Below are 26,625 nucleotides of genomic sequence, written 5' to 3'. Positions count from 1 at the left end.
GTTATGGTAGAGCCAATTATTCAAATAAAGAACATGAAGAAAGTGTACGAACTTGGCGGCGAAACAGTAATGGCTCTAAAAAGTGTTTCCCTCGATATTCAAAAGGGCGATTTTATCTCTATCATAGGACCATCAGGCTCTGGAAAATCAACATTTATGAACATGATTGGATGCTTAGATCGACCGGATTCAGGTGAATACTTGCTAGATAATGAAGAAATAGGGAAAATGAAAAGCTCTGAGCTGGCGACGATTCGAAATGAAAAAATAGGTTTCATTTTTCAAAATTTCAACCTGATAGCGAAGCTTACAGCAGTTGAGAATGTCGAGCTTCCACTCATTTATCGAGGCATGAAAGCGGGAGAACGAAGAGAAACGGCATTAGAAGCATTACGAAAAGTAGGATTGGCAGATAGAGCGAATCATTTGCCATCTCAATTGTCCGGTGGGCAACAGCAACGTGTTGCAATAGCACGTGCGTTGGCTGGACACCCTCCTATTTTACTAGCAGATGAACCGACTGGAGCACTGGATAGTAAAACGAGTAAGGAAATATTGAGGATTATGGATTCGTTAAATGAGCAAGGGCATACAATTATTCTTATTACGCATGATTTAGAGGTTGCAAAGAGAGCAAGCCGTGTCGTCCGGATTCACGATGGACAGCTCTATGAGAATGGAGGTGAATGGTTTGCAAACATTCAAAATGGCACTGAAAAGCATTAAAGCAAATAAAATTAGAGCATTTTTAACGATGCTTGGGATTATTATCGGTGTATCCTCTGTTATAGTCATGGTTGCAATAGGGCAAGGTTCGACAAAAGAGGTACAAGATCAAATTGGCAACTTAGGTACAAATGTATTAACGGTATCGATTACGGATTCAGAGGCTACCTTTAAAGAAAAAGACGCAAAACAAATTCAGGATATCGATGGTATTAAAGATATTGCACCAACAGTATCAGGAAGAGTAACAGTGAAACATGAAAAAACGAATACACAAGTGTCAATGATTGGAACAACTTCTTCTTACTTAGACGTCCGTGATTTAAAACTGCAATCAGGACGCTTCATTGCAGACTTAGATCAGGAGAATCATTCAAAAATTGCAGTACTTGGTGCAAGCACAGCACAAACATTATTTGGTTTAGGAGACCCGGTTGGTCAATCAGTAAAGGTGAACGGAACATCGTATAAAGTCGTTGGGGTTCTTGAATCAGTAGGAAGCTCACTAGGAACAAGCGGAGATAGTACGATTATTGTCCCTCTTAGCACCGGACAGCGTTTAGCTGCTACTACGAATGTTGGGACAACATATGTGAAGGTAGAAAATGAAGATATGATTAATTTCATATCGACCCGAATTGAAAGAACGATGAATTCAATCTTGGGTGATACAGATAGTTATAGCGTATCAAGTCCGAAAGATTTAATGGAAACTGCATCATCTGTCAATGACACGATGACGTTCATGTTAGGTGGCAGTGCAGCAATCTCTCTTATTGTAGGCGGGATTGGTATTATGAACATTATGCTCGTATCAGTTTCAGAACGTACGAAAGAAATAGGTATTAGAAAAGCAATTGGAGCAAAGCGTAAAAATATTCTGCTTCAATTTCTCATCGAAGCAGTTATATTGAGTTCATTCGGTGGAATAATTGGAATAGGAATTGGGGTAATTAGTGCACAAATATTTACGATAGCCACAGGTACAACAATAGCTTATTCCATACCCGTTATGTTGTTATCATTTGTTTTCTCTTTATTTGTTGGAGTTATATTCGGTGTATTTCCAGCGAATAAAGCGTCTAAGCTTGACCCAATTCAAGCGTTACGATATGAATAGAATAAAACATAGTTATAAAGTGCAAGTGTAATAGGCACAGGAACTTTAACAGCGATAAAAATAAAGATAATGAAAGTGAAAAGGTATCCTTCAAGTATTTGAGGATACCTTTTTTAGCTTATTTGGTATAAAAAAAGCATCTAGCAAAAGTACTAGATGCAAATAAAAACACAAGGGAAGAAAAAATTCTTCCCTTTTCCCGTAAGTAATTATATCAAAAAAATTATAAAAAACTAGCTTTATTTTTTATATAATTGATGTGTGAAGCTATGAAATTATAAGATTACACTATTTTTGTAGTGTTTTATTGAAAAAGGAGTTATATAAATGATTAATTTTAAACCGGAGAATTTCAACCAACTATTAAAAGTGACGCTAATTAGTGCGAATAAGTCGTATGATGCGATTAAAGATTATGAGTTTACGGGAGAAGCGGTAGTATTCCGTGTAGACTTCGAATATATTGATGTTGCACTGATGATTGTAGATATGTTAGGAAGATCAGCTTCTAAATTTAACATTTTGCCATATGCCCGTCCTAATACGGATGAAATAGATTATATTCAGTTTCAAGTGTATTCGATTAATGAAGGGAATTTTAAAGAAACGATTGATGTGATGTAAAAAAACTATAATTTTACAAAAATGTATATAGCAACTAATATATAATTAATAAATTCATATAATTGGAGTGATGAGATGCAGCCGTTAGAAAGGGAGATTCATTCTAATATGCTGAAAGTGTGGCGAATTCACGCTTTAATGGGGGCAGCGGTTATATTAGCAGTCGTAATTGCGTATTTCTTTTTTATGATTAACTTTAACTGGTGGGGCTGGTTGTTTGGATTGTTAGTGACAGGAGCAGTTATATACATACCACTCGACTATTTTGTATTTCCAAATTTACGTCAACGTTATTATAGTTACAGATTAAATGAAGAAGAGATTGAGATTCAAAAGGGAATGTTCGTTATAAAACGTGTGCTTATTCCGATGATTCGCGTGCAGCACGTAACGATTGAACAAGGCCCGATTATGAGAAAGTATAATTTAGCAGAATTACATATTTCAACAGCAGCAACTTCTCATAGTATTCCAGGTTTAACGAAAGAAGAAGCAGAGCAGCTAAAAAGACAAATTGGAGAGCTTGCGAAAGTGAGTGATGAGGATGTATAAGAGGCAACATCCGATTACGATTTTATTAGGTATTCGAGTTGCGACTTTGTTGCCTTTTATTTTTCTTGTTTTATTTCGATCAGATGGTCAAGTAAAACCCTGGTATTTATTGCATCTTGTGCTTTTGTTTGTAGTATTCATTATGGTTATTTTTTCATCTGTAAAGTGGTATTTCAAAGTGTACTGGGTTGAAAATAATATTGTACATATAAAGCACGGTGTCTTTGTAAAGAAGGAAAGCTACTTAAATAAAGACCGTGTGCAAAATATTAGTACGTCTTCTAATGTCATTTATCAAATGCTTGGGCTTACGAAATTAAATATAGAAGTAGCGGGCGGCGGTAGTGAGCCGGAAGTGATGCTAGCTGGGATTAGAGAAGATGAAGCGAAGGAACTGATTGCCTTATTAAATAAAAAAAGAAGCGCTGCGAGTGAGGAAGTGCCCATGGCAGAAGAAAGTAAGACGATTTATCAGTTAACGATGAAAGAGATTTTAGTAGCTTCCATTACGTCTGGTAGATTCGGATTAGTGTTTTCTGGATTACTTCTTATTTACACAGAATTTAATCAATTTCTTCCAAAATGGCTTATAAATAAAGTGGAAGCGTATGTGATGGATAACGGTGTATATGAATTAATCGTTATGGCTGCGATTTTAATGGCAATTTCGTGGGTCATTTCAACAGCTGGCTATGCGTTAAAGTATGCGAACTTTAAAATTGAGCGAAACGGAAATGAAGTTCGTATCGTGCAAGGATTGTTTGATAAGAAAGAGTTTGTGTTAAAATTGCACCGCATTCAAGCGATTACTGTGAAAGAAGGAATTCTCCGTCAGCCTTTCGGTTATTGCTCTGTCGAAGTAGAGGTCATTCAAAGTATAGAAGCGGCAGGGAATGAAGTGATGCTACATCCTTTTATGAAGAAGAGAGATGTACAGCAGTTACTCGCATATTTGCAGTTGCCGTATGAAATAGAAGAGGAGATCGTTCATTTACCGAAGGCTGCATTGCGCCGTTACATAATAATGGGCTGGATTATAAGTGCCGTGCTTGCAATGCCGATCATCGGTGCGAGTATATATTTTAAACAAAATATCGCGTTGTTCACTCTGGTACCACTATTTATCGTATTTACGTTACTTGCATATGCTAGGTATACAAGTAGTGGTTATATGATACGAGAAAATCAGTTAGTAATGGTGTACCGAGGCCTTGCGAAATATACAGGAATCATGAGAAGAAGGCATGTTCAAGCAGTAGGATACAGTCAGTCGCATTTTCAAAAGAAAGATGAGTTATGTACAGCTGCCGTATCAGTAGCGGGGCAGAGGTATAAAGTGAAGCACATGCAAAAAGGAGACGCGCTTCGCATATATAATTGGTACAAAGAAAAAGGAAACACCGGTGTATAATGGTGTTTCCTTTTTTGTGTCGTCATTTGTCGATAAGTCGATATATTCGAAAAATCGCTGATATATTTTGAGTTGCGCCGATATATTTCAAAAATCGCTGATATATTTCGAGTTGCGCCGATATAATTTCACGTACTGCCGGTGTTGTACTACTTTTTAATTAAACTAAAACATCAAAAGTAGTCACGAATGACGGACGAGAGAAAATGCTCTTTTGCTGTTCTGCATGTGGATGCGCCTGAGCCTGGGCTTGGGCTTGTCCTTCTGCTTGTGCAGGACGTTTTTTATGAGCGTTTTCGAATGAACGTGATTCTGTCCAGTCTTTAAAGTTTTGCTCCGTTTCCCACATCGTTAAGATGACATATGTATCGTTACTTAATGGGCGTAGAACACGGATTGCTTGGAAGCCAGGTTCGTTTTCGATAAGGCCTGCGCGGTTTTTAAAACGGTTTTCAAATACAGGGCGACCTTCGTCTGTTACAGAAATGTTGTTACAAACGATGTAGCCAGGTTGTCCTTTAAATTCCCCAACAGCGTCTAATACGTCATACTGAAGTGCTGATTCTACAGACTCTTCTGTATTTTCTTTATAAAACATATCTTTTTCGTTATTTTTTGCAGTGAAATGCGCTTGTTCTAGAGGTGTTTCGTATGAAATAATAGCCTTCATTTTAATGCCCCCTTTATGGTTTGTCTCTATTATATCAATTCTCTTAAAAAACTTCGAAGATTATATACATAAAGATACTTCTTTTTCAAATAATAAATGTACCATCATTTGGAAAGAAGGCCGATGTATGAAGAAAGCAAAGTGGACTCTATTGGGCGGGTTAGCAACGTTTGTAGTAGCAATTGTACTTTATAAACTTATTGTGTTAGCTGGTGGCTATATGATGGATGAAAAGCAGCTTGTTTTCCACTCTTCATCACGTATCGTTGACCAGAAAGGAAAAGAAATTACGAAATTATATGTAGAAAATAGAGAACTCGTGCCGATCGAAGAAATTCCAAAGTACGTGCAGCAAGCATTTGTTGCTGTGGAGGATTCTCGTTTTTATGAGCATCAAGGAATTGATTATCCTTCTATATTTCGGGCGCTTTATAAAGACACGTTAGCTGGAGAGAAGGTAGAAGGCGGTAGTACGATTACACAGCAATTAGCTAAAAATGTCTTTTTAACTCGTGAAAAAACATTTACGCGCAAATTGAAAGAAGTCGCAATCTCTCTTCAATTAGAGCAAAAATATACGAAGCAGCAAATTCTTGAAATGTATATGAACCATATTTATTTTGGCCACGGGGCATATGGAATTCAAGCGGCAGCAAAGTTGTATTTTAATAAAAATGTAGAAGATTTAACAGTGGAAGAGGGGGCGATGCTTGCAGGGCTTCCGAAAGCGCCGAATGGCTATTCACCGTACTTATCTCCAGAAAAGAGTAAAGAGCGCCGTGATCTTGTTTTGTCACTAATGCATAAACAAGGCTATTTAACAGCGGAAGATAGTGTTCGTTACCAAGGGAAAACAATCGCTCTTTATAAAAATGCAGACGAACGTGAACTCGCATATATGCCGTATATCGATATGGTTATAGATGAAGCAGCGCGTTTATATGGTTTATCACATCAAGAAGTACTGCGCGGAGGATATACGTTTGTTGTACCGATGGATGAGAAAATTCAAAAGATAGCATATAACCAGTTTCAAGATGCGAGAAATTTCCCTGGTAAAGAAAACGGGGCGCAAGGTGCATTTTTATTAATGGATAACCAAACTGGCGGAATTAAAGCAGCAATTGGCGGAAGAGAGTATGTTCCGAGAGGGCTTAATCGTGTTTTTGCAAAAAGGCAGCCTGGTTCTGTTTTAAAGCCGCTTATCGTATATGGACCAGCACTTGAGACGAAAAAATATAATCCATATTCTTTATTAACGAATGAAAAAAGTTCGTTTGAAGGCTATGAACCTCGAAATTATAATCATGAGTATACGAAAGAGATGACGATGTACGATGCGGTATTAGAATCAGCAAACGTGCCAGCTGTCTCTTTATTAAATGAATTAGGGGTAGAAGAGGGAAAGCAATATTTAGAGAAAGGAAATGTTCATATTGCGGACTCAGGTTTAAGCACGGCACTTGGCGGGCTTAAAAATGGTGTTTCTCCATTTGATCTTGTTAAAATGTACCGCTCTTTTTTAGCAAACGGGAATATTATTGAACCGCACGTTATTGATAAAGTGTTAAATAGACACGGTGCAGTTCTTGGAGAATCATCAAAAGCTGAAACGAAAGTCTTTTCAAAGCAAACGGCATGGTACATGACAAAGATGCTGGAAGGAGTTGTGAAAGAAGGTACGGCGAAAGCTGGTGTATATAATGGAGCTTTAGCTGGAAAGACAGGCACAACTTCATTGCCGAATGATGACCATGGTGCGCGCGATATGTGGTTTGTTGGATATACACCGAATTTAGTAGGTGCAGTTTGGATTGGTTATGACCGCACCGATAAGGAGCATCAATTACAAGATGGAAATGCATCTGCAACGATGTTATTTAAAAAGATTTTAACGAAAGCAAACATACAAGATAAAGCGAGTTTTCATAGGCCAAAAGGTGTTGAAACAATTGGACTGCCAATTCGTTTAGATAAGATTAAAAACGTGGAAGCAAAACTAGCATTTAGTCCTTTCGGTTTATTTGCGATGAAACTAAGTTGGACGCCGCTTCCTGATGAGCGAATTATGTACCGGATTTATAAAGTTGAAAAAGGAATTCATACTCACGTTGGGACGGTAAAAGGAGCTGGGAAATATGAGGAAAAGTTTATTAACATATTCTCAAAACCGAGTTTTTACGTTGTGCCATTTAACACACAAACGAACCGCGAGGGAGAAAAGTCAAAAGTAGCTAAACCGTAGTTTTTCTCTGTGCTATAATAAGAATGTTGTGAAAATAGTAAGCGGTTTTACGAACATTTGTGTCAATTTAATGAACAACGTACATAATGTTATGCATTTTGTTTTTACAAGCTGTATAGTAAAAAAAGATAAATATCGGAATAGAGAATATTTAAAGAAAAAGCGTTGGTAAGGAAGGGAGCTAGGGTCTTGGTAAGAACTATAAATGAGACATTTTTAAAAGCATGTAGGGGGGAACGTACAGAGTATGTACCAGCATGGTATATGCGTCAAGCAGGTCGTTCACAGCCGGAATATAGAAAGATAAAAGAGAAATATTCTTTATTTGAAATTACACATAATCCAGAATTATGCGCTTATGTTACAAAGTTGCCAGTTGATCAATATAACGTAGACGCAGCAATTCTTTATAAAGATATTATGTCACCACTACCTGCAATTGGTGTTGATGTGGAAATTAAATCTGGTATTGGCCCAGTAATTGATAATCCAATCCGTTCTTTACAAGATGTAGAAAAATTAGGGGAAATCAATCCAGAAGATGACGTACCTTACATACTAGATACAATTCGTTTATTAACGACAGAAATGTTAGATGTACCGTTAATCGGTTTTTCAGGAGCTCCATTTACGTTAGCGAGCTATATGATTGAAGGCGGTCCTTCTCGTAACTACCATAATACGAAAGCGTTCATGTATGCAGAGCCGAAAGCTTGGTTCGTATTAATGGATAAGCTTGCAGATATGGTTATTACATATTTAAAAGCGCAAATTAACGCAGGAGCAAAAGCTGTTCAAATTTTCGATTCTTGGGTTGGAACAGTAAATGTAGCGGATTACCGTATATTTATTAAACCAGCGATGGAGCGTATTTTTGCAGAAGTTCGTAAGGTGGGTGTTCCAATGATTATGCACGGCGTAGGTGCTGCACATTTAGTAAATGAATGGCACGACTTACCTCTTGATGTAGTAGGTTTAGATTGGCGCTTACCGATTGAAGAAGCACGCGCACGTGGCGTTCATAAGGCGGTACAAGGAAATATGGATCCTTCGTTCTTACTAGCACCATGGTCTGTTATTGAAGAACATGTAAAAGGTATTTTAGATCAAGGGATGAAAGAGCCAGGTTATATCTTTAATTTAGGTCACGGTGTATTCCCAGAAGTAAATCCAGATACATTAAAACGCTTAACTACATTTATTCATGAGTACTCTAAAGAACAGTTAGCGAAGTAAAGGAGATTGGCTGTATGAAAAAGAAAATTGGTTTGCTTGTAATGGCATACGGAACGCCATATAAAGAAGAAGATATTGAACGTTACTATACACATATTCGCAGAGGAAGAAAGCCAAGTCCTGAAATGCTAGAAGATTTAACAGAGCGTTACCGTGCAATTGGTGGTATTTCTCCTTTAGCTACTATTACATTAGAGCAAGCTAAAAAGTTAGAGACGCGTTTAAATGAAGTGCAAGATGAAGTAGAGTACCACATGTATCTTGGCTTAAAACATATCGAACCGTTCATTGAAGATGCAGTACAAGCTATGCATAAAGATGGAATAGAAGATGCAATTGCACTCGTTCTTGCCCCTCATTATTCTACTTTTAGTGTGAAGTCGTATGTAGGACGAGCGCAAGAAGAAGCAGAAAAACTTGGAAACTTAACAATTCACGGCATCGATAGCTGGTATAAAGAACCGAAATTTATTCAGTATTGGGTCGATGCAGTGAAAGGTATATATAACGGTATGCCAGAAGCAGAACGTGAAAAAGCTGTGTTAATCGTATCTGCACATAGCTTACCAGAAAAAATCATCGCACTGGGCGATCCGTATCCAGATCAACTAAATGAAACAGCGGACTATATTGCAAGAGGTGCTGAAGTAGCAAACTATGCAGTTGGCTGGCAAAGTGCCGGAAATACGCCAGATCCTTGGATTGGTCCAGATGTACAAGATTTAACGAGAGAACTAAATGAAAAGTACGGCTATACTTCATTCGTATATGCACCAGTTGGATTTGTTGCGGAACATTTAGAAGTTTTATATGACAATGACTTTGAGTGTAAAGTTGTAACGGATGAAATTGGGGCAAAATATTATCGTCCAGAAATGCCAAACGCATCGGACGCATTTATTGACTGTTTAGCAGATGTTGTAGTAAAGAAAAAAGAATCTGTAATGTAAGTAGAAAGGGGGAGCTTACTTGAGGAAAAAAGTTGTGATCATCGGCGGTGGCATCACAGGATTAACAACAATGTATAACTTACAAAAAGAAATTCGCGAAAAAAACTTGCCGATAGATACATTGCTTATAGAAGCGTCTGGTAAACTTGGCGGGAAAATTCAAACCGTTCAAAAAGATGGATTTACAATTGAACGTGGTCCTGATTCTTTCTTAGCAAGAAAAGAGAGTGCAGCTAAATTAGTGAAAGAATTAGGACTTGGCGATGAACTTGTAAATAATAAGGCAGGTCAATCATTTATCCTTGTAAATAATCGGTTACATAAAATGCCGAGCGGATCAATGATGGGAATTCCAACGCAAATTACGCCGTTTCTATTTTCCGGATTGTTCTCCCCAATTGGTAAATTAAGAGCTGGTTTTGACTTATTAATGCCAAGGTCAAAACCAGTTTCTGACCAATCACTCGGGCAGTTTTTCAGACATCGCCTCGGGAATGAAGTCGTTGAAAATTTAATTGAGCCATTATTATCTGGTATTTATGCAGGGGATATTGATGAAATGAGTTTAATGTCAACATTCCCTCAAATTTATCAAATCGAACAGGAGCACCGTAGTATTTCACTCGGTATGCGTGCGCTCGCTCCGAAGCAAGAGAAGGCTGAAGTGAAAAAAGGAATCTTTAAAACTGTGAAAACCGGTTTAGAATCTATAGTAGAATCTCTTGAAGTGAAGATTCTTAATGACATGGTAATAAAAGGAACGCGTATTGAGAAAGTTGCAAAACTTGGTGATGGCTATACGATTGCTCTTAGTAACGGAAAAGAACTAGAAGCAGATGCGATTGTAGTCGCAGCGCCGCATAAAGTGTTACCATCTATGTTTGCGCAATATAAACAGTTTCGTTTCTTCCGTAACATTCCATCTACATCCGTTGCGAATGTGGCACTTGCTTTCCCGAAGTCTGCCATTCAGCGCGATATTGATGGTACTGGATTTGTCGTATCAAGAAATAGTGATTACACGATTACGGCGTGTACGTGGACACATAAAAAATGGCCACATACAACGCCAGAAGGAAAAGCACTCCTTCGCTGTTACGTCGGACGTCCAGGTGATGAAGCGATTGTCGAACAAACGGACGAAGAAATTGTGCAGCTTGTATTAGAGGATTTACAAAAGACAATGGATATTACAGAGGATCCAGAGTTTACAATGGTAAGCCGCTGGAAAGAAGCGATGCCTCAATATACAGTAGGCCATAAAGAACGAATGAAGAAGCTCACAACATTTATGGAGAGTGAGTTGCCAGGTGTGTATTTGGCAGGTAGTTCTTACGCTGGTTCTGGTCTTCCGGACTGTATTGAACAAGGTGAGAGAGCTGCAAAGTGTGTGCTAACTCATTTAGAGAAAGTAATGGAGACTGAATTAGTCGCAAATTAAAATACTTCAAACAAACCGCCTTCAATTATATTGAAGGCGGTTTGTTTATTGGATAAAATACCTGTTAGTTAATAAACCTATATAAGTTATTTTGTGTTATAGTTTGAAAACTTGTAAATTAAATAAATTTTGTGTAAAACTTGTCGGAATATAGTTCTATATAACGAATCATTTGTTATGATAGACATGCTGAGAAAATATGAATTAGGGAGAGGAAAATGACTGTGAAGAAACTGTTAAGTGTCTTTTTATCATTCATACTATTGCTTTCATTTACTGGAACTTTAGCGCAGGCGGAAGAAAATACTTCTATGTCGGTAGAAAAAGCAATTCAAGTATTCAAGCAGCAAGGGAAAACGAAGGGGATAGTGGAAGGATATATCGTTGGATATACGCAAAGTCCTTCTAAATACACGAAGGATCCGGCTAAGTTTGACGACACAAATGTGGCAATTGCCGATTCGCCAAACGAAACGAATCCAGACAAAATCATGCCTGTTCAGTTGCCAAAAGGCGATGTGAGATTGGCTGTAAACGTGAAAGATCACCCTGAAAATATCGGAAAGAAAGTTCAGCTAACAGGGACGCTTGAATTATATTTTAGTAGCCCAGGCTTAAAATCAGTAACAGCTCATAAGTTTCAAGGGGAAGGACAGAACCGTGTTAGCGATGTAGTAGCTTCGCCTGGTGGCGGGGAAGTTGCTAAAGGAACAGCGGTAACATTAACAACGAGCACAAAAGGAGCAACAATCTACTATACGTTAGATGGTTCTAATCCTACAAACAAAAGTGTTCGTTATAACGGACAAATTGTAGTGAATGAAAATAGTGTAGTGAAAGCAATCGCAGAGAAAGAAGGGTTTACTTCTTCGGCGATTTCAACATTTTCATTTATTATCGTAAACAATGAACCAGTTCGTATTCATGATATTCAAGGGAAATCACATATTTCTCCTTACAATGGGAAGAAAGTATACAATGTGGAAGGCGTTGTAACAGCGCTTGATAAAAATGGCTTTTATATAGAAGACAATCAGCCAGATAATGACCCAGCTACGTCAGAAGGTATTTACGTATACAAAAAAGATGCGAATGTAGCGGTAGGAGATCTTATTCAAGTTGATGGAGAAGTAGAAGAATATGTTGGACCTGGATATGCAGAGCGATTTGAAACAGACTTAACGACGACGGAAATTAAGGCGAGTCGCATTGCTGTAATCGCAAAAGATCAACCTTTACCAGCACCGATTGTATTAGGAGAAAACGGTGTGAAAATCCCTGATCAAATTATCGATAATGATGCATTCGGTTTATTTGATCCAAATGAAGATGCAATCGATTTTTATGAAAGTGTAGAAGGTATGCGCGTTACGATGCCAACGCCAAAAATTATCGCTCCGCAGAAAAACGGTAATTTATATGTAACAGTAAAAAATGGCGGAGATAAAGTAGTAACGAAATATGGTACACCGCTTTTAGATGAAAACCAATTAAACCCTGAACGTCTTTCTGTAAAGGTACCTCGTGATTATGTCGCGAAAGTAGGCGATACGTTCACTGGAGATATAACGGGAGTAGTAGGATATGACTACGGTTCATACCGCATTTCGCCAGTAACGGAACTACCATCTGCAGTAGACGGTGGATTTAAGCAAGTAGGGGCAAATATTCAGCCGCGTCTTGATAAGTTAACAGTTGCTACATATAACATTGAAAACTTCTCAGCGAACAAAAAAGAAACAACGGACGAAAAAGTAAAAGCGTTAGCTTATTCTATTAAATATAACTTAAAAATGCCTGATATTATCGGTGTACAAGAGATGCAAGATAATAATGGAGCAATCAATGACGGTACAACAGATGCATCTTTAAGTGCAAAACGTATTATTGATGCTGTATTAGGAATTCGTGGACCGAAGTATGAGTATGTAGAAATTGCGCCAAGCAACAATCAAGACGGGGGGGCACCTGGAGCTAATATCCGTGTCGGTTTCTTCTATAACCCATCACGTGTAAAATTGGCAGCAGTACCGAAGTTACTTGATAAAAATGTTGTTCGTATTGGAGACGAAAATCCTTTATTTGAAAGTACACGTAAACCGTTAGCGGCAGAATTTACGTTCCAAGGACAAAACATCGTTGTCGTTGCAAATCATTTAAACTCAAAACTAGGTGATGCAACGCCATTTGGAAAAGTGCAGCCGCTTGTATTAAAGAGTGAAGAAAAACGAGTTCAATTAGCACAAGAAGTGAATCAATTCGTACAAGGTATTCAGAAAAAGAATACGAATGCACCAGTTGTTGTATTAGGTGATATGAACGATTTCGAGTTCTCTAAACCACTAGCAGCACTGCAAGGAACGATATTAAAAGATATGTTAAACACAGTGCCGAAAGAGAATCGCTACACGTACATTCATGAAGGTAACGCACAAGTGTTAGATCATATTTTAGTAACAAATAACATCGCACCACACACAATTGTAGACCCAGTACACTTAAACTCAAACATTATGAAAGAACATGGACGTGTAAGTGACCACGACCCAGTACTGGCTCAAATTGATTTGAAGAAGGCTTCTTAAAGTAGGGGAACGCTTAGGTAACTAAGCGTTCTTTTTAGGCTGCATAATGAAATACCCCCAATTGCTAATGTTATATGCTTATTTAGTAAAAAGGTAGCCAAATAAGAGAACAGAGCTAATAAGTAAAATATTCAAAAGAGTGACCACTAAAGCTATAATAGGTAACACTTTCTTTTCAGAAGGACTAATAAATGAAATGATAGCCATTATTATAGATAAAATGGTTCCGCATAATATTGCGTACGTCATAGGAGTAATTGTATTGGGACCAAATCGATCTAAGACAGGAACAAGTGAAACCATTAAAATAGTACTGAATAGGCTAAAGGTTAAAAACATATAACTTTTCCAAGTATGAATTTTAGGTTGCATGATCAACACGCCCCTTTCCGAGGTAATGTGGACTATTTATGTTTATCCATATGCAAATCATAACTGGAAAAATATTTTTATAATATTGTAAATTTTTAACTCGGTTTAAATTGTTGATCATTTTATTTGAAAAAGAGAATATAATTAATTACTCGAGATTATATATAGATACCCCTTTTTATAAAATTCATGATAAAATTAATTGAATATTTAGTTTTTAAGGAGGGTCAGCGATGCAAGCGCGAATAAATGGGAAATTAATGAATCAGCTTGCAATTTTTTTTAGTACGATCGTCATGCTTCAGTTTGTAGCCGATATAACAGGGCTTACCCAGAATTTAGATAGTATGTATTACTTAATAAATACAGCAACTTCCTATATAACGTTTAGTTTGGCGGTTATTTTTACTTTAGTAGGTGCAAGAAGAGAATTAAGTAAATATGCAATTATTTCATTATGTTTAGTGGTAGCTATTAAAGCAATTTATTTTGCGGCGGTTGTTATTTTGTGGGGATTGGCTGGTACGCCGTAAAAGAATAGGTGATTAGATGAGTAGTGAAAGTATGCATTTGATACATGTAAACGAATAAGAGCGTAATTCCCATCTCACATAGGGAATTACGCTCTTATTCGTTTTAATCACTTAGTCTGAAATTGCTTGAAAAGCTTTTCTACACCGATCTCGTTTTTGAAGTCTTCTCATATATCTTTTTTTATCCCGTTGTAATCCTTTTATGTACATGAATAAGCTGACAAGGAAGAAAAATGTACATTGTAAAATGTATGGTGACATCCCGTGTAATGGTTGTTTCGGATCATATAAGTGAATAGGTGCTCCGCCTACTGTAGGGAATAGTGTATTTAGTAGGACGAAAGGAATGGAAGTAACTACAAATGGAAATAGAAGTGCCATGTAATCCTTTTGTGACCATGTGGACGCTGCTAAACCTAAGAGGGCCATTAAACCAGCGAATAAAAAATTAATCCCAATATATAGATAAATATAAGTGATGGGAGAAGAGAAATATAACTCTGCGAACATTCCGTTGCCGTTTATCATGCTAGTACCAACGGTGGGATCTCCATTTGGAATTGTTAATTTGCAAAGTAATAAAGAAAGAATGAACGGTAAAGTATAAAGAAATCCACCGCAGAAAAATGTAACGATATACTTCGTAAAGGAATACGAGAATAGGGAAATTTCCTTACTTATAAAAGATTTGAAACCATCGGATTTATCGGAATTGTAACTTGTACTAAATGGTAAACTTGCAATAACAGGAAGTAATAATAAATAAACATCCATTTCATTATCACGAAACCCGATCCATTTAAAAGCAGTTGCCATAGTCTCGTTCGTTGCGCCTCCTAAATAACGAATTACATAATAATAATGATAAATAGAAATAAGAACTAATCCACTAAACATAATAATTAAAGAAACACGATTACAAAAAGCTTGCTTTATATTTAAACGAAGTGCACGCATCATGACTGAAAAAGCCTCCACTATTTTTATAAATCTGTCTACTTTCTATATTACTATTAATTGTAAGGATTTTCTTGTTTTTTTATTTGATTATTTGAAGAAGGAGAATTTTGTTGTTGTGAAGTAAGGTTTAACTGTAAAGAGATAAAAGCTATTTTCTAAAATATGGTTGACAATTAAGTATTACATTTGTAATCTTAATAATAGATTACAAATGTAATACTTAGGAGTGAAACATACGATGACAAATCAGTTACCTAAAATATCTGAAGCGGAATTAGAAATTATGAAAGTACTTTGGTCGAACTCTCCACAAACAGCGAATGAAATTATAGAAGAACTGGAAGATGCAATGGACTGGAAACCGAAAACGATCCGTACATTAATTAATCGGTTAGTACAAAAGGAAGCTGTTTCTTACCATCAAGATAAAGGGCGTATGTACGCGTATTATCCGTTAGTATCACAAGATAATTATTTACAAGTTGAAACGAAATCTTTACTAAAGCGTTTTTGCGGCGCGGCGTTTAAACCATTACTTGTTAATTTCTTAAAAGAGGAGAAATTATCTTCAGAAGATATTAATGAACTAAAACGTATTTTAGATGAGAAGACAGAGGAGAATAAGAGGAAGGATCGATAAAAATGATAGACATGCTTATAAATGTATACCTTCCTCATTTTTTTGATTGGCTTATAGAAACGTCACTTATGGCTAGCATATTAGTTGGTTTTATTTTATGTATAAAAATTTTATTTAGAAATAAATTAACGCCCAGGTGGCAATATATGCTGTGGATTGTATTAATGATTAGACTTCTTTTACCATGGTCACCAGATAGCTCGTATAGCATTTATTCATTACTTTCCTATAGTTCTAGTGTATCGGAAGTTATTCCAAAAAATATGCCGTCTACTGAGAGTAAAGTGAACATAGAAAGCGACCGTAAAGTGGAATTGGAAGCAAATTCTGAAACTATGACAAAAAATAATGAACTTGAAGTAAACGCGAGTGCGGGACAACAGCCTCCATTTTCTTTATACAAACTTGCTCTATATGTTTGGCTAGCTGGAGTAATCGTATTAGCAGCCATCACGTTTATTACAAATAGACGTTTATATTCGTACATAAAGAAACAACCGGATATTACGGATGAACAGGTCGTTACAGTGTTTAATCGCTGTAAGCAGACTATGAAAATGAAGAAGGCAGTTTCATTGCATCTAGCAGGGAAAATATCAAGCCCAACTATTTTCAGTTTCTTCCGTCCGAAAGTATTACTATCAAAAAAACATATGAAAGTATTAAATGAGCAACAATTACAATATGTCTTTTACCATGAGTTAGCTCATATTAAGAGAAAAGATGTAGCTGTAAATTGGATTATGTACAGTTTAATCTTATTAAATTGGTTCAATCCGATTCTTTGGTACGCCTATTTTTGTATGCGAGAAGATCAAGAATTAGCCTGTGATGCATATGCACTTACTTTTATAGATAAAGAGGAGCAAATTGCGTACGGTCATACAATTATTACTCTTTTAGAACATTATTCCTATCAAGCACCAAGCCTAGCAAATTTAAGTAGAAATAAACGAACACTAAAAAGGAGAATCGTTATGATTAAAAAGTTCCAAAAGAAATCGTATCGTCTTTCTTTACTTGGAGTGATTGCGATAGTTGCTATAGCAGGTGGATTCTTATTAAATGCAAGGATAACTGAGGGAGATGAAAGACCGGAAGAAAAGATTGTAGAAAAAAAGCAATCTAAAGCGGCTTTTGAGAAAGCGATAGAAACAGTATTAGGTACACCGGAGAATGCAAGTAGAGAATGGGGGATGTCAATAAAGTCATATAAAAGGAATACAGATTTTTTATATTTAGCAGAAAAGAATTTTACAAAAGAAGAATTTGATGAGTATGTTCAATTCTTTAAGGAAGCACAAGAAATTCGTAAAAAAGCAATGGTTAAGAAAAATGTGCCTGAGAATTATGATGGAGATACAAAGGAATTTAAACCTGAACGCTTGAAGAAAGTTGATCAAGAAAGACTAGCTACTATTGAGAAGAAATTAAAACCGCTTGGAGATAAGCTGGAGAAGTCTTTAACATATACTATAGAAGAAGCGAAAAATCATGTACCATTTCAAATTAAGCAGCCGACTTATATAACTGAAGGTTATGAGTTAAAGAGAGAATGGGCTGACTCATATTTTGGAAGAGATGTAGAATTAGTTATTAAATCAGAATATACAAAAGGGAAATATGGTTTTACAATTTATCAGTCAAGGATGTATGCAGGTGGTAATAAGGATCCACTACACTATATGATGCCTGGAGAAGATAATCTAGAAAGTTATAGTTTAGACGGGAAAGGAATGGTCTATAATAAATCTTCTCATGGAGAGGGTAAGTTAAGAGGCCTCAAAATGTTTGTACCCAAACAAGGCAAGAATAGTGAGTATCAAATTGTCATAGTGAATGATATTTTTACAAGAGATACAAAGATATACGAAGAGATAATCGATGATGAGCTAACTAAGAAAGAGATGGAGAAAATATTACTTTCTATGTCAAAATAAAAGACAGTGTTCTTAAAGTTTTGGTTTTAAGAACACTGTCTATTTAATTAGATTTCTAGTGTGATCTAGCCAGCAATTATTATGAATATATTCTAGCTTTCCATACAAGTATACTTTTTGATACACTATGGACAGTGTTATATAACTTGACTGGAATTTTTTATACTGGAAATAATAAAAAAGAGAACTTGTATACAATGTAAGCGTGTGGTAATATCAAGTATGTACTGATTGACTATATTATCCAATTGGTCATTTTTGGAGGTGATGATGTGGCGATAGATCGAAAACGTTCTATTATTGAAGCTGCAACAAAGTCTTTTTCAGCATTCGGTTATAAGGCGACGACGATGGATCAAGTTGCGAAGTTAGCGAATGTAGGAAAAGGAACAATTTATACTTTTTTCAAAAATAAAGAAGAACTATTTGGCGAAATTATTTCTAATTTAATTACAGAAATGAGGCAAGTTGCAAAAGATGCAATTCGTTCAGATATTTCATTTTTTGAAAATGTACATAGAGCATTATATAGCATCTTAGAATTTAGAAAAGAACATCAGCTCATGATTAAATTAATTCAAGAAGAGCGCGATATGGGAACGAAAGAAGTACAAGAAGTGATGCAACAAGTAGATGTGGAAATTGTTTCTGTCATTCAATCTTATTTAGAGATTGCAATTGAAAAAGGTGAAATTAGCAAATGTGATCCAGAAATTACAGCATTTATTATGCTACGCCTATACGTATCGCTTATTTTTGATTGGGAAAAAAATCATGAACCGCTAGAAAAAGAAAAAATCGCAGAATTATTTGAACTTTATTTATTAAAAGGATTGTCAAACTAAGATAATCCTTTTATTATTATAAAAAATGACTGATTGAACAAAATGGTCATAAGTTTAATTGAGGGGGGAATAGAGAAAGAAATTTCATAATGAGGAAAAGTTGCATAGTATAAATTTGGGGATGAGGCATATGTATGAACAGAATATAGCCTTTTTGTTTGCATAAAAATGACCGAATATTGATTTTGGTCATTTTTAAAAAGGGGGATAAATTATGAAATGGCATAAGTTGCTTAGCAAAGAATTTGCAGAGATTATAAAAAGTAAAAAAATATTAATCCCAATCATTGCGGTTTTATTTGTACCGATTTTATATGCGGGTATGTTTTTATGGGCTTTTTGGGATCCGTATGAACAGCTAGATGACTTACCAGTTGCAGTAGTCAATTTAGATAAAGGTGCAGAACTTGATGGGAAACCAATTGAGGTCGGAAAAGGGCTCGTTGATAACTTAAAAGATAATAAAAGTTTTAAATGGGAATTTGTAAGTGAAAAAGAAGCGAAAGAGGGAATGGAAGGCAGAAAGTATTACATGTTAGTACGTATTCCAGATGACTTCTCAAGTAACGCTACAACGTTATTAAAAGACAATCCGAAACCATTGAACTTAGAATATATTCCAAATGAAAGTTTGAACTTCTTATCTTCACAAATTGGCGGAACAGCCATTGAAAAAATTAAAAGTGAAGTATCAAGCACGTTAACGAAAACATATGCAGAAAAAATGTTTGATTCCATTAAAGATGTCTCAAAAGGATTAGCAGATGGAGCGGATGGAGCAAATAAGTTACATGATGGAGCTAGTGAGTTGCATGATGGATCAAGTAAAGTGACGGATGGACTCCATACACTTCAAGGGAAGTCTGGAGAAATGAAAGATGGAGTTCAGAAATTAGCAGATGGATCTAGTAAATTATTAGATGGGTCCGGAAAAGTAACAGATGGTTTAAATACATTAAATAGTAAAACAGGCGAAATACAAACGGGTATAGGTAGATTACAAGATGGATCCGAGAAAGTAACAGCAGGTTTAAATACGTTAAATAGTAAAACAGGTGAGATGCAGACAGGTATAGGGAAATTACAAGATGGATCTCAGAAAGTAACAGTAGGTTTAAATACATTAGTAAGTAAAACAGGTGAATTAAAAACAGGAACGAATGAATTATCAACCGGTATGGAAAAACTTGCTGGCGGACAAAGTGAATTAGAAGGATATTCTCAAAACATTGAAAAGGGTTTGCAAGAGTTAAATAGTACAGTGAAAAATTTAGGGGAAATGCAGTCGAAAGTTCCTACTATATTAAATACGTTAAATGAGAAAATAGATGGAGCTGGAGAAAATGTAAGTCAGTTAAATGAATTCACTCAATCAACAGCAGGAGATGCAAAAACTGCAGCGCAAGATGTAGCTAATTTGCAAAAGCAAATCGAGAGTTTACCAAAAGAATATCAAGAGCAGCTACAACCATATATAGCAAATGCGGCAAAAAGTACAGCGACAGTTCAGCAGAAAGCCATTGGAGTAGCAGGTGGAACAAATAAATTAAATGAAGAAGTAAAACAATTAAAAGCTGGAATAAATCAAACAACAGGTGATGCGCAAAACAAACTACCGGATACAGCGGGATTGCAATCTTTAACGGATGGTATTGAGAAATTAGCCAGTGGACAAAAAGGATTTGTTGAAAATTTTCAAGGATTTGGTAAGAAGTTAAATGCTGCTAAAGACGGAGCATTTAAATTTAAAAACGAATCCGGTCAATTAATTGATGCGATAAATCAATTAGCAGATGGCTCGGGTAAAGTAACAGGTGGCTTAGACACATTATTTGCAGGAGCAAATCAAATGGCAGGTGGTGTAAATCAGTTAGTAGATGGTTCAAGCAAAGTGACAGGCGGTTTAGGTACATTATCAGTAGGAACAAACCAAATGATAGGTGGCGTAAATCAATTAGCAGATGGATCAGGGCAAGTAACAACTGGCTTAGGTACTCTAGATGGTGGGCTAAATAAAATGTCCACTGGCTCAACCCAGCTAATCGACGGAGTAAATAAACTAACAGACGGATCCGGAAAAGTGACAGATGGACTCGTAAAAGTAAATGATGGTTCAGGTGAACTGGCTGAGAAACTTGGTGAAGGAGCAGAAAAAACAGGTGAAGTAAAAGGAACGGATAAAACGTATGATATGTTTGCAAACCCTGTAAAAGTGAAGACGGAGAAAATGGCGGAAGTTCCAAACTACGGAACAGGATTCACACCATATTTCTTATCACTCGGTTTATTCGTTGGGGCATTACTATTATCTATCGTATACCCATTACGCGATACAGTTGGCGTTCCGAAATCAGGATTCAGCTGGTTTATTAGTAAGTTCGGCGTTTTACTATCAGTCGGTATTATTCAAGCAATAGTAGCAGATGTCATATTACTGTTCTGGTTAGGTGTAGAAGTACAAAGTATTCCATACTTCATACTCTTTAGTATTGTTACGAGTTTAGCGTTTATTTCATTAATTCAATGTTTAGTAACAGCATTTGGTGATGCAGGGCGTTTCATCGCCATCATAACATTAATTATTCAGCTTACAACAAGCGCTGGAACATTCCCGCTAGAATTGATTCCGAAGTTTTTACAACCATTTAATGCTTGGCTACCGATGACATACTCTGTATCAGGATTTAAAGCAGTCGTATCAAGCGGTGATTTTAACTTTATGTGGCAAAACATTGGAATGCTCATGATCTTTATTGTTGTATTATCAATTGGAACAATCGCTTCCTTAACTTTGATGCACAAACGACAATTTAAAAATATTGCTGACAATCAATCGATTGAAGCTTAGAAAAAAGCACCTTTTTGGTGCTTTTTTTATTTTAGTGCAGAGCATCTTTTCTGTCGTTCGTATACAAATGTTTTCCAAAGCTCTAGAAACGAAAGAAAAGGAATTACAACAATTTACAGAGAAACATAAAATAGAGGAGTTGATATGATGAAAGGAAATCTAACTTATTATTTTATCTTATATCCGCTAATTTTCTTTCTTGTTTTCGCCCTTTCACCTATCTTGTTTCATAAAGAAGAATATACAAGTATGAAAGATACACTGGGAATACTTTTATTCTACTATGTGTTAATTAGTGGATATTACATTATTGATGTTGTAAGCGAAAGAATAAAGAAAAACGATAAAGAAAAAAGTGAAATTTTATTATAGAAAAACTGATGGAGGATAAAAAAATGACTGAAAACGAAATGAAATTCCGGGATACAACCATTCGTAACTTTTTCGATAAAGAGGACCGCTTAAAATCGATTCCAGGTCAAAAGAAGAAAAAACTAGTATTGTTAGAGCATTTAGTTAGCAAGTTACATGCAGAGAATCAGTATACGGAAAAAGAAATTAATACATTCATAAAACAATATCACGAGGACTTTTGTACGATTAGACGAGAATTCATAGTGCATGGATTTATGGATCGTGAGGATAATATGTACCATATAAATGGGAGGGAAGCTTGGACGAAGTGGGAGGAGTTAAAATAATGAATCAGTGGGATCCCCACTGATTATGAGTCCGTGCTAGTTGTGCAGTTTCTTTGTAGTAAGTCTATGAACTCTTCAACATTTGAACTTGTAATGTATCCAAGCGTTATATATTCATCTTCATAGTAAAATATTATTTTTTTGTCAAAGATTCTTCTCTTCGTTTCTATAGATACAATTTTTTTATACTCAAATTCGGCGATTAATGTATTTTTATATTGGCTAAAAAAGAGAAGTCTTCTATTAGTAGCCAGTAGCATGCCTGGGTAGGGGACTTTATGCGTATTTATATAGTCAGTAAGTGAACATTTTAAAGTGGATAAAATTTTTTCTTCATTATGTAATAGTTGTTTTGCAGCTGTTAAAATTGGATTCATTGTATTCATTCCTTTTATTTAGATGTATAAATATTGTATCAAAAGTGAAAAGATTCTCAATATGTAATGTTGCATATTGAGAGTTTGGGTTTAATGGCTCCAGTCTTATTTTTTAAGAAAAGGTACGAGGTGATTCAGTGATACGATTAGCAAAAGAGGTCGATGCGGAATCAATTATGGATATTAGAAAAGAAATTATATTATCGGAGACTACTACAAAATTTTTTATAGTATCTCCAAATAAATTACCAAATGACATTGATGCAGAAAGAGAAAAGATACGGAAAAGCAATGAAAAAGGTAATCTTTATATAGCTTATGAAGTAGATAGTAAGGTGGTTGGCTTTTTACTTTTCAATCGATATGAACTAGAACGCTTACGACATGCAGGCACAATGGGAATGGGGATTAGGGAGGCGTACTGTAATCAAGGCATTGGTACGAAGCTAATTGAATTTCTTATTAGTTGGGCTAAAAGGCAGAAAGGTTTAGAGAAAATTTGCTTAGGCGTAGTTTCTATTAATGATAGGGCGATTAAGGTGTATAAACGTATGGGATTTGTAGAAGAAGGAAGACAGAGAAAGCAAATTAAATATGAAGATGGATTGTATGGAGATGACGTATTGATGGGGTTTTATATTGAATAAAAAAGAGAAGTCTTCCATTAATAGCATGCTGGAATACGGGATTTTATGAGTAATCGTATAGTCAGTGAACATTTTAGTGAAGAGACCGCCAATATTGGCAGTCTCTTTTTAGTGGCAATGTCTACACTGAGCGAACCTTAAGTTCCAGCCGATCTTTCTGACGAAGATGATGTGAAAAATGCATAGAAATAAGCTGGAACCATTCTGTTGCATTTAAGTAACCAAGCCCAGGGTGTTCGACTTTACAATTATTTGAAATAGAAGTAAGTGTTGCTTCGGTATTTTTTACAATTGTAATTAATTCTAGAAATTGTTTCTGCACTTCTTCTTTGTTAGTTGGATTTTCAGGTGTATATCCTGGATGACCTGGCACTTTGATTTGTATGTCCGGGAAAGCCCCCAGTATATATACTTTTTCACCCATATCGGTTTTTTTGTTAGTTACTGAGGGTGTTTCAGTTTTACATTTCGCGATTGCATTTAATTGCATGTATGTGGAGGCAACTAAATGATTATACATTTGACCGAGGGACCATTCCTCACTAGAAGGCTTCATCCTAAATTGTTCTATAGAGTATTTTTCTAACTCCTCTATGTAATACTTTGCTAACTCCTCGAATTTCTTCATCTTGCTAACTCCTTTTTATGAAAATGTATTTGTTAATACCTACTATAAAGGAGGGCTGCTGACAACATTATGTCAGTAGTGAAATAAAAAAATTAAAGATGTAACATTTTTTTTGCTTCATCACGGATTTTCTCAGAAAGAATTTTTGGCTCTAGTACTTGCACTTGGCTTCCCCAGCTTAATACCCATTGAAATACTTCGTCTATGCTTCTTGATTTCAAAAAGATGTGAAAACCATTATCTTTATGCTCGTATGAATCTATAAAAAAGTATCGTGATTCAATAATTTTATGCGCAATGTGGGCTGGGAATAATAAATGGATTGTAACAGTACGATTGTTTTCAGGTTGATAGTCTTGTAAAGAAAAGTCCTTCGGTTTTGTAAAAAATTCTTGTTCTTGCTGTAATGTATCCATACGGTCTAAGCGAAAATTACGTATTTGTTTTCGCAGTAAACAATGAGCAACGATATACCAAATTCCTGAAATGTTGACTAAACCGTAAGGATGAACGGTACGTTTTATTTTTGTAGTTTCTCTCGGTTTACGATATGAAAAAGAGATAGATTGCTCTCTTTGAATAGCTTCTTGTAACAAGAAAAGTTGGCTCTCTAGTTTTTCTTGCTCGGCTTGCTGGTTTGAAAATATAGGAGAAAGGAAACGGAAAGTTCCTCGCAAGCCCTCAATTTTCTTTTGTTGATCAGTAGGGAGGACTATCTCAAGTTTCTCTTTTGCTGATTGCGCATGTACAGAAAAAGAAGAGGTGAAAGCTTTCTCAATATAATCACCGCCCAATAAAAGAGTAACGGCCTCTTCTGGCGTAAGCTGAATGGGTGGTAAGAAATAACCATCCATTAATGAATAGCCGTGACCAGGCATTGAAAAAATGGGAACGCCGGATTCGCTGAGTGCGTCCATATCTCGATAAATAGTGCGTATACTTGTCTCAAATTTTTCAGCTAAGCTTTGTGCTGTGACAGTTTGTTTTCTTTGTAATTCAATTAATATAGCTAATAAACGATCCGTCCGATTCATGAAATATCATCCTTTATTTTATAAATATTCTTATTGTGAAATTCTAAAAGTAGTGTGTAATTTCCTGCCATTAACAGACTTTTCCCTATGTATAATATTAATATAGTAAAATCATAAGAACCTATATTGCAGTTTCCAATAATATACTATATAATCAGGATAAGAAAACGTTTTCATGCAAAGGGGGAAAATTTCGTGTCGACTATCGAGGACGTGGCGAAATTAGCGGGGTTATCAAGGACAACGGTTTCTAGGGTGATTAATAATCATCCATATGTTTCAGATGAGAAGAAAAAAAGGGTTCAATTAGCGATGAAGCATTTAGGCTTCGTTCCTAATTCTGCGGCGAGAAGGCTTCGTAAACAAAAAACGGAAACAATTGCGGTGCTTGTTCCAAGGATTACAAATCCTTTCTTCAGTCGATTTATTGAAGCAATCGAGATTGCTGCTTCTGAACATAAATATAAACTGATTATTTGTCAAACAAGGTATTTACCAGAAAAAGAGATGGAGTATTTACAATTATTATCTACGAAACAAGTAGATGGGATTATTCTATGTTCACTAGAAAATCCGTGGGAAGATGTAGAGCCATACTTACAACACGGTCCAATCGTGTTATGTAATGAATATATTGAAGAAGCAAATGTCCCAACAGTGAAATTTGATCATGCGCAAGGTGCATACATAGCTGCCAATCACGTATTAGAACAAGGATATCGTAATCTTATTTTTTGCCGTGGTAACGAAACCAAAGTAGTTAGCCAACAGCGAAAAATGGGCTTTTTACGCGCTATTACTGAAAAGAGTAGAGAAGTGGAAGCGATCGATTTTCTTGAAAACGCTTTCTCTTGGGATGATGGAAAACGAATATTCCATGAAGTATTAAAGGACAAAAAAAATCCTACCGCGATTTTGGCAGGAGGCGACGAGGTTGCAGCTGGAATTATCTCAGAGGCGAAACGCCATGATTGGAGTATCCCAGAGGATCTCGCTGTTATCGGTTTTGATAATCAAATTTTATCACAAATTACAGAACCAGGTATTACGACAATTGAACAGCCAATCGATGAAATGGCTCGAAAAGTTGTCGACCTGATGATGGATAAAATTCATACGAAAAATTATCGAAAAAAAGAATTGTATGAGTTTGAACTGGAGCTCTTGGTGAAAGGTTCAACGAAGAAGGATACGATGTTATTAGCCTAGTAGACTATGTCTGCTAGGTTTTTTTATGTTCACAAACTACTATTCTTCGTGAACGCAATCGTCACATTTGTTATGGTATGCTTCGTGCTGCTCATCAATTTCTTTCCCGCAGTGTGCACAAGTTTTCGTCGGTAAATTTCTGAAAAACTCCATTGGTTGATCGATCATGTCAATCCCTCCATTTCCATTTCTTACTATCATTGTATTAGTACAAAAAATAAAAGTCAACAACTGTTTTATAACAAAATTGAAAATTAATGAAAAAGTTTAGGAAATGGATTATAGTTAACAATGTAGGATGTAAGTAAAAAACTTTCTCAAGTACGGAGAA

Annotated in this window: 26 protein-coding genes; 19 read left to right on the top strand and 7 right to left on the bottom strand. The window is 36.0% G+C overall.

Features of this window, described 5'->3' with window-relative positions:
• The first annotated feature begins 3 nt into the window (after nucleotides 1–3).
• From ACP6L7_RS22655 to ACP6L7_RS22635, 5 genes are all read left to right on the top strand, one after another.
• Nucleotides 4–726: an ABC transporter ATP-binding protein gene (locus ACP6L7_RS22655; protein ID WP_097829933.1), complete on the top strand. Its 723-nt coding sequence runs from the start codon at nucleotides 4–6 to the stop codon at nucleotides 724–726.
• Complete coding sequence (locus tag ACP6L7_RS22650; protein ID WP_373605114.1) at nucleotides 692–1,846, top strand: ABC transporter permease; 1,155 nt, start codon at nucleotides 692–694, stop codon at nucleotides 1,844–1,846. Before ACP6L7_RS22655 ends, ACP6L7_RS22650 begins: the two co-directional genes overlap by 35 nt.
• Before the next feature lie 327 nt (nucleotides 1,847–2,173).
• Nucleotides 2,174–2,470 carry a protoporphyrinogen oxidase gene (locus ACP6L7_RS22645; protein WP_097829934.1) on the top strand — a complete coding sequence of 99 codons (297 nt, stop codon included), beginning with the start codon at nucleotides 2,174–2,176 and terminating at the stop codon, nucleotides 2,468–2,470.
• 75 nt (nucleotides 2,471–2,545) lie between these two features.
• A complete protein-coding gene (locus ACP6L7_RS22640) occupies nucleotides 2,546–3,022 on the top strand; it encodes a PH domain-containing protein (RefSeq protein ID WP_097829935.1) in 477 nt (158 codons plus the stop codon).
• Nucleotides 3,015–4,433, top strand: a complete 1,419-nt coding sequence (locus ACP6L7_RS22635; protein ID WP_097829936.1) for a PH domain-containing protein — start codon at nucleotides 3,015–3,017, stop codon at nucleotides 4,431–4,433. The genes ACP6L7_RS22640 and ACP6L7_RS22635 overlap by 8 nt, the downstream gene beginning before the upstream one ends.
• A 160-nt stretch (nucleotides 4,434–4,593) precedes the next feature.
• On the opposite strand, the gene hmoB is transcribed toward ACP6L7_RS22635, so the two are convergent.
• Entirely contained in the window at nucleotides 4,594–5,103 is a 510-nt protein-coding gene (hmoB, locus tag ACP6L7_RS22630) for a heme-degrading monooxygenase HmoB (RefSeq protein WP_060489224.1), read from the bottom strand.
• A 127-nt stretch (nucleotides 5,104–5,230) separates the two neighbouring features.
• Between hmoB and ACP6L7_RS22625 the strand changes: the two genes are divergently transcribed.
• From ACP6L7_RS22625 to ACP6L7_RS22605, 5 genes are all read left to right on the top strand, one after another.
• Nucleotides 5,231–7,348, top strand: a complete 2,118-nt coding sequence (locus ACP6L7_RS22625) for a transglycosylase domain-containing protein (RefSeq protein ID WP_097829937.1) — start codon at nucleotides 5,231–5,233, stop codon at nucleotides 7,346–7,348.
• Between the two features lie 189 nt (nucleotides 7,349–7,537).
• Nucleotides 7,538–8,584 carry a uroporphyrinogen decarboxylase gene (gene hemE / locus ACP6L7_RS22620; RefSeq protein WP_097829938.1) on the top strand — a complete coding sequence of 349 codons (1,047 nt, stop codon included), beginning with the start codon at nucleotides 7,538–7,540 and terminating at the stop codon, nucleotides 8,582–8,584.
• Between the two features lie 14 nt (nucleotides 8,585–8,598).
• Nucleotides 8,599–9,534, top strand: coding sequence for a ferrochelatase (gene hemH, locus ACP6L7_RS22615; protein ID WP_097829939.1), 936 nt, complete (start codon nucleotides 8,599–8,601; stop codon nucleotides 9,532–9,534).
• 19 nt (nucleotides 9,535–9,553) lie between these two features.
• Complete coding sequence (hemY, locus tag ACP6L7_RS22610; protein WP_097829940.1) at nucleotides 9,554–10,975, top strand: protoporphyrinogen oxidase; 1,422 nt, start codon at nucleotides 9,554–9,556, stop codon at nucleotides 10,973–10,975.
• 218 nt (nucleotides 10,976–11,193) lie between these two features.
• Nucleotides 11,194–13,560 (top strand): DUF6359 domain-containing protein, encoded by a 2,367-nt coding sequence (locus tag ACP6L7_RS22605; RefSeq protein WP_430529450.1) that lies wholly within the window; start codon nucleotides 11,194–11,196, stop codon nucleotides 13,558–13,560.
• A 78-nt stretch (nucleotides 13,561–13,638) separates the two neighbouring features.
• On the opposite strand, the gene ACP6L7_RS22600 is transcribed toward ACP6L7_RS22605, so the two are convergent.
• Complete coding sequence (locus ACP6L7_RS22600) at nucleotides 13,639–13,932, bottom strand: hypothetical protein (RefSeq protein WP_097829942.1); 294 nt, start codon at nucleotides 13,930–13,932, stop codon at nucleotides 13,639–13,641.
• A gap of 233 nt (nucleotides 13,933–14,165) precedes the next feature.
• On the opposite strand from ACP6L7_RS22600, the gene ACP6L7_RS22595 reads away from it, so the two are divergent.
• On the top strand, nucleotides 14,166–14,465 hold the full coding sequence (locus ACP6L7_RS22595) for a hypothetical protein (protein ID WP_128855552.1): 300 nt from the start codon (nucleotides 14,166–14,168) through the stop codon (nucleotides 14,463–14,465).
• Nucleotides 14,466–14,576: 111 nt separating this feature from the next.
• On the opposite strand, the gene ACP6L7_RS22590 is transcribed toward ACP6L7_RS22595, so the two are convergent.
• Complete coding sequence (locus ACP6L7_RS22590) at nucleotides 14,577–15,425, bottom strand: hypothetical protein (protein WP_097829943.1); 849 nt, start codon at nucleotides 15,423–15,425, stop codon at nucleotides 14,577–14,579.
• A gap of 238 nt (nucleotides 15,426–15,663) precedes the next feature.
• Between ACP6L7_RS22590 and ACP6L7_RS22585 the strand changes: the two genes are divergently transcribed.
• The 6 genes from ACP6L7_RS22585 to ACP6L7_RS22560 all read left to right on the top strand — a co-directional run bounded on the left by ACP6L7_RS22585 (nucleotide 15,664) and on the right by ACP6L7_RS22560 (nucleotide 22,399).
• Nucleotides 15,664–16,065: a BlaI/MecI/CopY family transcriptional regulator gene (locus ACP6L7_RS22585; RefSeq protein WP_000184503.1), complete on the top strand. Its 402-nt coding sequence runs from the start codon at nucleotides 15,664–15,666 to the stop codon at nucleotides 16,063–16,065.
• A gap of 2 nt (nucleotides 16,066–16,067) precedes the next feature.
• Nucleotides 16,068–18,005 carry a M56 family metallopeptidase gene (locus ACP6L7_RS22580; protein WP_097829944.1) on the top strand — a complete coding sequence of 646 codons (1,938 nt, stop codon included), beginning with the start codon at nucleotides 16,068–16,070 and terminating at the stop codon, nucleotides 18,003–18,005.
• 272 nt (nucleotides 18,006–18,277) lie between these two features.
• On the top strand, nucleotides 18,278–18,850 hold the full coding sequence (locus ACP6L7_RS22575; RefSeq protein WP_097829945.1) for a TetR/AcrR family transcriptional regulator: 573 nt from the start codon (nucleotides 18,278–18,280) through the stop codon (nucleotides 18,848–18,850).
• A gap of 214 nt (nucleotides 18,851–19,064) precedes the next feature.
• Nucleotides 19,065–21,698: a YhgE/Pip domain-containing protein gene (locus tag ACP6L7_RS22570; protein WP_097829946.1), complete on the top strand. Its 2,634-nt coding sequence runs from the start codon at nucleotides 19,065–19,067 to the stop codon at nucleotides 21,696–21,698.
• A 144-nt stretch (nucleotides 21,699–21,842) separates the two neighbouring features.
• The gene (locus ACP6L7_RS22565; protein WP_097829947.1) at nucleotides 21,843–22,070 is read left to right on the top strand and encodes a hypothetical protein; all 228 of its coding nucleotides are present in this window, start codon (nucleotides 21,843–21,845) and stop codon (nucleotides 22,068–22,070) included.
• A 23-nt stretch (nucleotides 22,071–22,093) separates the two neighbouring features.
• The gene (locus tag ACP6L7_RS22560) at nucleotides 22,094–22,399 is read left to right on the top strand and encodes a DUF2087 domain-containing protein (RefSeq protein WP_141533305.1); all 306 of its coding nucleotides are present in this window, start codon (nucleotides 22,094–22,096) and stop codon (nucleotides 22,397–22,399) included.
• Between the two features lie 23 nt (nucleotides 22,400–22,422).
• Here ACP6L7_RS22560 and ACP6L7_RS22555 read toward each other — a convergent pair whose 3' ends face one another.
• Nucleotides 22,423–22,776, bottom strand: a complete 354-nt coding sequence (locus tag ACP6L7_RS22555; protein WP_097829949.1) for a PH domain-containing protein — start codon at nucleotides 22,774–22,776, stop codon at nucleotides 22,423–22,425.
• A 137-nt stretch (nucleotides 22,777–22,913) separates the two neighbouring features.
• On the opposite strand from ACP6L7_RS22555, the gene ACP6L7_RS22550 reads away from it, so the two are divergent.
• Nucleotides 22,914–23,423, top strand: a complete 510-nt coding sequence (locus tag ACP6L7_RS22550; protein ID WP_097829950.1) for a GNAT family N-acetyltransferase — start codon at nucleotides 22,914–22,916, stop codon at nucleotides 23,421–23,423.
• Between the two features lie 121 nt (nucleotides 23,424–23,544).
• Here ACP6L7_RS22550 and ACP6L7_RS22545 read toward each other — a convergent pair whose 3' ends face one another.
• Both ACP6L7_RS22545 and ACP6L7_RS22540 read right to left on the bottom strand, forming a co-directional pair.
• Nucleotides 23,545–24,051 carry a DinB family protein gene (locus ACP6L7_RS22545; RefSeq protein ID WP_097829951.1) on the bottom strand — a complete coding sequence of 169 codons (507 nt, stop codon included), beginning with the start codon at nucleotides 24,049–24,051 and terminating at the stop codon, nucleotides 23,545–23,547.
• A 92-nt stretch (nucleotides 24,052–24,143) separates the two neighbouring features.
• Nucleotides 24,144–25,085 carry a helix-turn-helix transcriptional regulator gene (locus tag ACP6L7_RS22540; RefSeq protein WP_098361661.1) on the bottom strand — a complete coding sequence of 314 codons (942 nt, stop codon included), beginning with the start codon at nucleotides 25,083–25,085 and terminating at the stop codon, nucleotides 24,144–24,146.
• A gap of 195 nt (nucleotides 25,086–25,280) precedes the next feature.
• Between ACP6L7_RS22540 and ACP6L7_RS22535 the strand changes: the two genes are divergently transcribed.
• Nucleotides 25,281–26,294, top strand: coding sequence for a LacI family DNA-binding transcriptional regulator (locus tag ACP6L7_RS22535; RefSeq protein WP_097829953.1), 1,014 nt, complete (start codon nucleotides 25,281–25,283; stop codon nucleotides 26,292–26,294).
• A 39-nt stretch (nucleotides 26,295–26,333) separates the two neighbouring features.
• Here the strand turns inward: ACP6L7_RS22535 and yhfH are convergent, their stop codons facing one another.
• The gene (gene yhfH / locus ACP6L7_RS22530) at nucleotides 26,334–26,462 is read right to left on the bottom strand and encodes a protein YhfH (RefSeq protein ID WP_000567010.1); all 129 of its coding nucleotides are present in this window, start codon (nucleotides 26,460–26,462) and stop codon (nucleotides 26,334–26,336) included.
• Between the last annotated feature and the right edge of the window lie 163 nt (nucleotides 26,463–26,625).

Source organism: Bacillus silvicola (genome assembly GCF_050524305.1).
GTDB lineage: Bacteria > Bacillota > Bacilli > Bacillales > Bacillaceae_G > Bacillus_A > Bacillus_A cereus_AT.
This window is presented reverse-complemented; position numbering and strand designations above follow the sequence as displayed.

Bases quoted from the DNA above. Each gene is read 5' to 3' on its own strand.
- ACP6L7_RS22645 (WP_097829934.1), top strand. From the start codon at position 2,174: ATGATTAATTTTAAACCGGAGAATTTCAACCAACTATTAAAAGTGACG.
- ACP6L7_RS22655 (WP_097829933.1), top strand. From the start codon at position 4: ATGGTAGAGCCAATTATTCAAATAAAGAACATGAAGAAAGTGTACGAA.
- ACP6L7_RS22570 (WP_097829946.1), top strand. From the start codon at position 19,065: ATGAAATGGCATAAGTTGCTTAGCAAAGAATTTGCAGAGATTATAAAA.
- hemH (WP_097829939.1), top strand. From the start codon at position 8,599: ATGAAAAAGAAAATTGGTTTGCTTGTAATGGCATACGGAACGCCATAT.
- ACP6L7_RS22625 (WP_097829937.1), top strand. From the start codon at position 5,231: ATGAAGAAAGCAAAGTGGACTCTATTGGGCGGGTTAGCAACGTTTGTA.
- ACP6L7_RS22580 (WP_097829944.1), top strand. From the start codon at position 16,068: ATGATAGACATGCTTATAAATGTATACCTTCCTCATTTTTTTGATTGG.
- hmoB (WP_060489224.1), bottom strand. From the start codon at position 5,103: ATGAAGGCTATTATTTCATACGAAACACCTCTAGAACAAGCGCATTTC.
- ACP6L7_RS22585 (WP_000184503.1), top strand. From the start codon at position 15,664: ATGACAAATCAGTTACCTAAAATATCTGAAGCGGAATTAGAAATTATG.
- ACP6L7_RS22600 (WP_097829942.1), bottom strand. From the start codon at position 13,932: ATGCAACCTAAAATTCATACTTGGAAAAGTTATATGTTTTTAACCTTT.
- ACP6L7_RS22635 (WP_097829936.1), top strand. From the start codon at position 3,015: ATGTATAAGAGGCAACATCCGATTACGATTTTATTAGGTATTCGAGTT.
- ACP6L7_RS22605 (WP_430529450.1), top strand. From the start codon at position 11,194: ATGACTGTGAAGAAACTGTTAAGTGTCTTTTTATCATTCATACTATTG.
- ACP6L7_RS22565 (WP_097829947.1), top strand. From the start codon at position 21,843: ATGATGAAAGGAAATCTAACTTATTATTTTATCTTATATCCGCTAATT.
- ACP6L7_RS22595 (WP_128855552.1), top strand. From the start codon at position 14,166: ATGCAAGCGCGAATAAATGGGAAATTAATGAATCAGCTTGCAATTTTT.
- yhfH (WP_000567010.1), bottom strand. From the start codon at position 26,462: ATGATCGATCAACCAATGGAGTTTTTCAGAAATTTACCGACGAAAACT.
- ACP6L7_RS22540 (WP_098361661.1), bottom strand. From the start codon at position 25,085: ATGAATCGGACGGATCGTTTATTAGCTATATTAATTGAATTACAAAGA.
- ACP6L7_RS22560 (WP_141533305.1), top strand. From the start codon at position 22,094: ATGACTGAAAACGAAATGAAATTCCGGGATACAACCATTCGTAACTTT.
- ACP6L7_RS22640 (WP_097829935.1), top strand. From the start codon at position 2,546: ATGCAGCCGTTAGAAAGGGAGATTCATTCTAATATGCTGAAAGTGTGG.
- ACP6L7_RS22555 (WP_097829949.1), bottom strand. From the start codon at position 22,776: ATGAATCCAATTTTAACAGCTGCAAAACAACTATTACATAATGAAGAA.
- ACP6L7_RS22590 (WP_097829943.1), bottom strand. From the start codon at position 15,425: ATGATGCGTGCACTTCGTTTAAATATAAAGCAAGCTTTTTGTAATCGT.
- ACP6L7_RS22545 (WP_097829951.1), bottom strand. From the start codon at position 24,051: ATGAAGAAATTCGAGGAGTTAGCAAAGTATTACATAGAGGAGTTAGAA.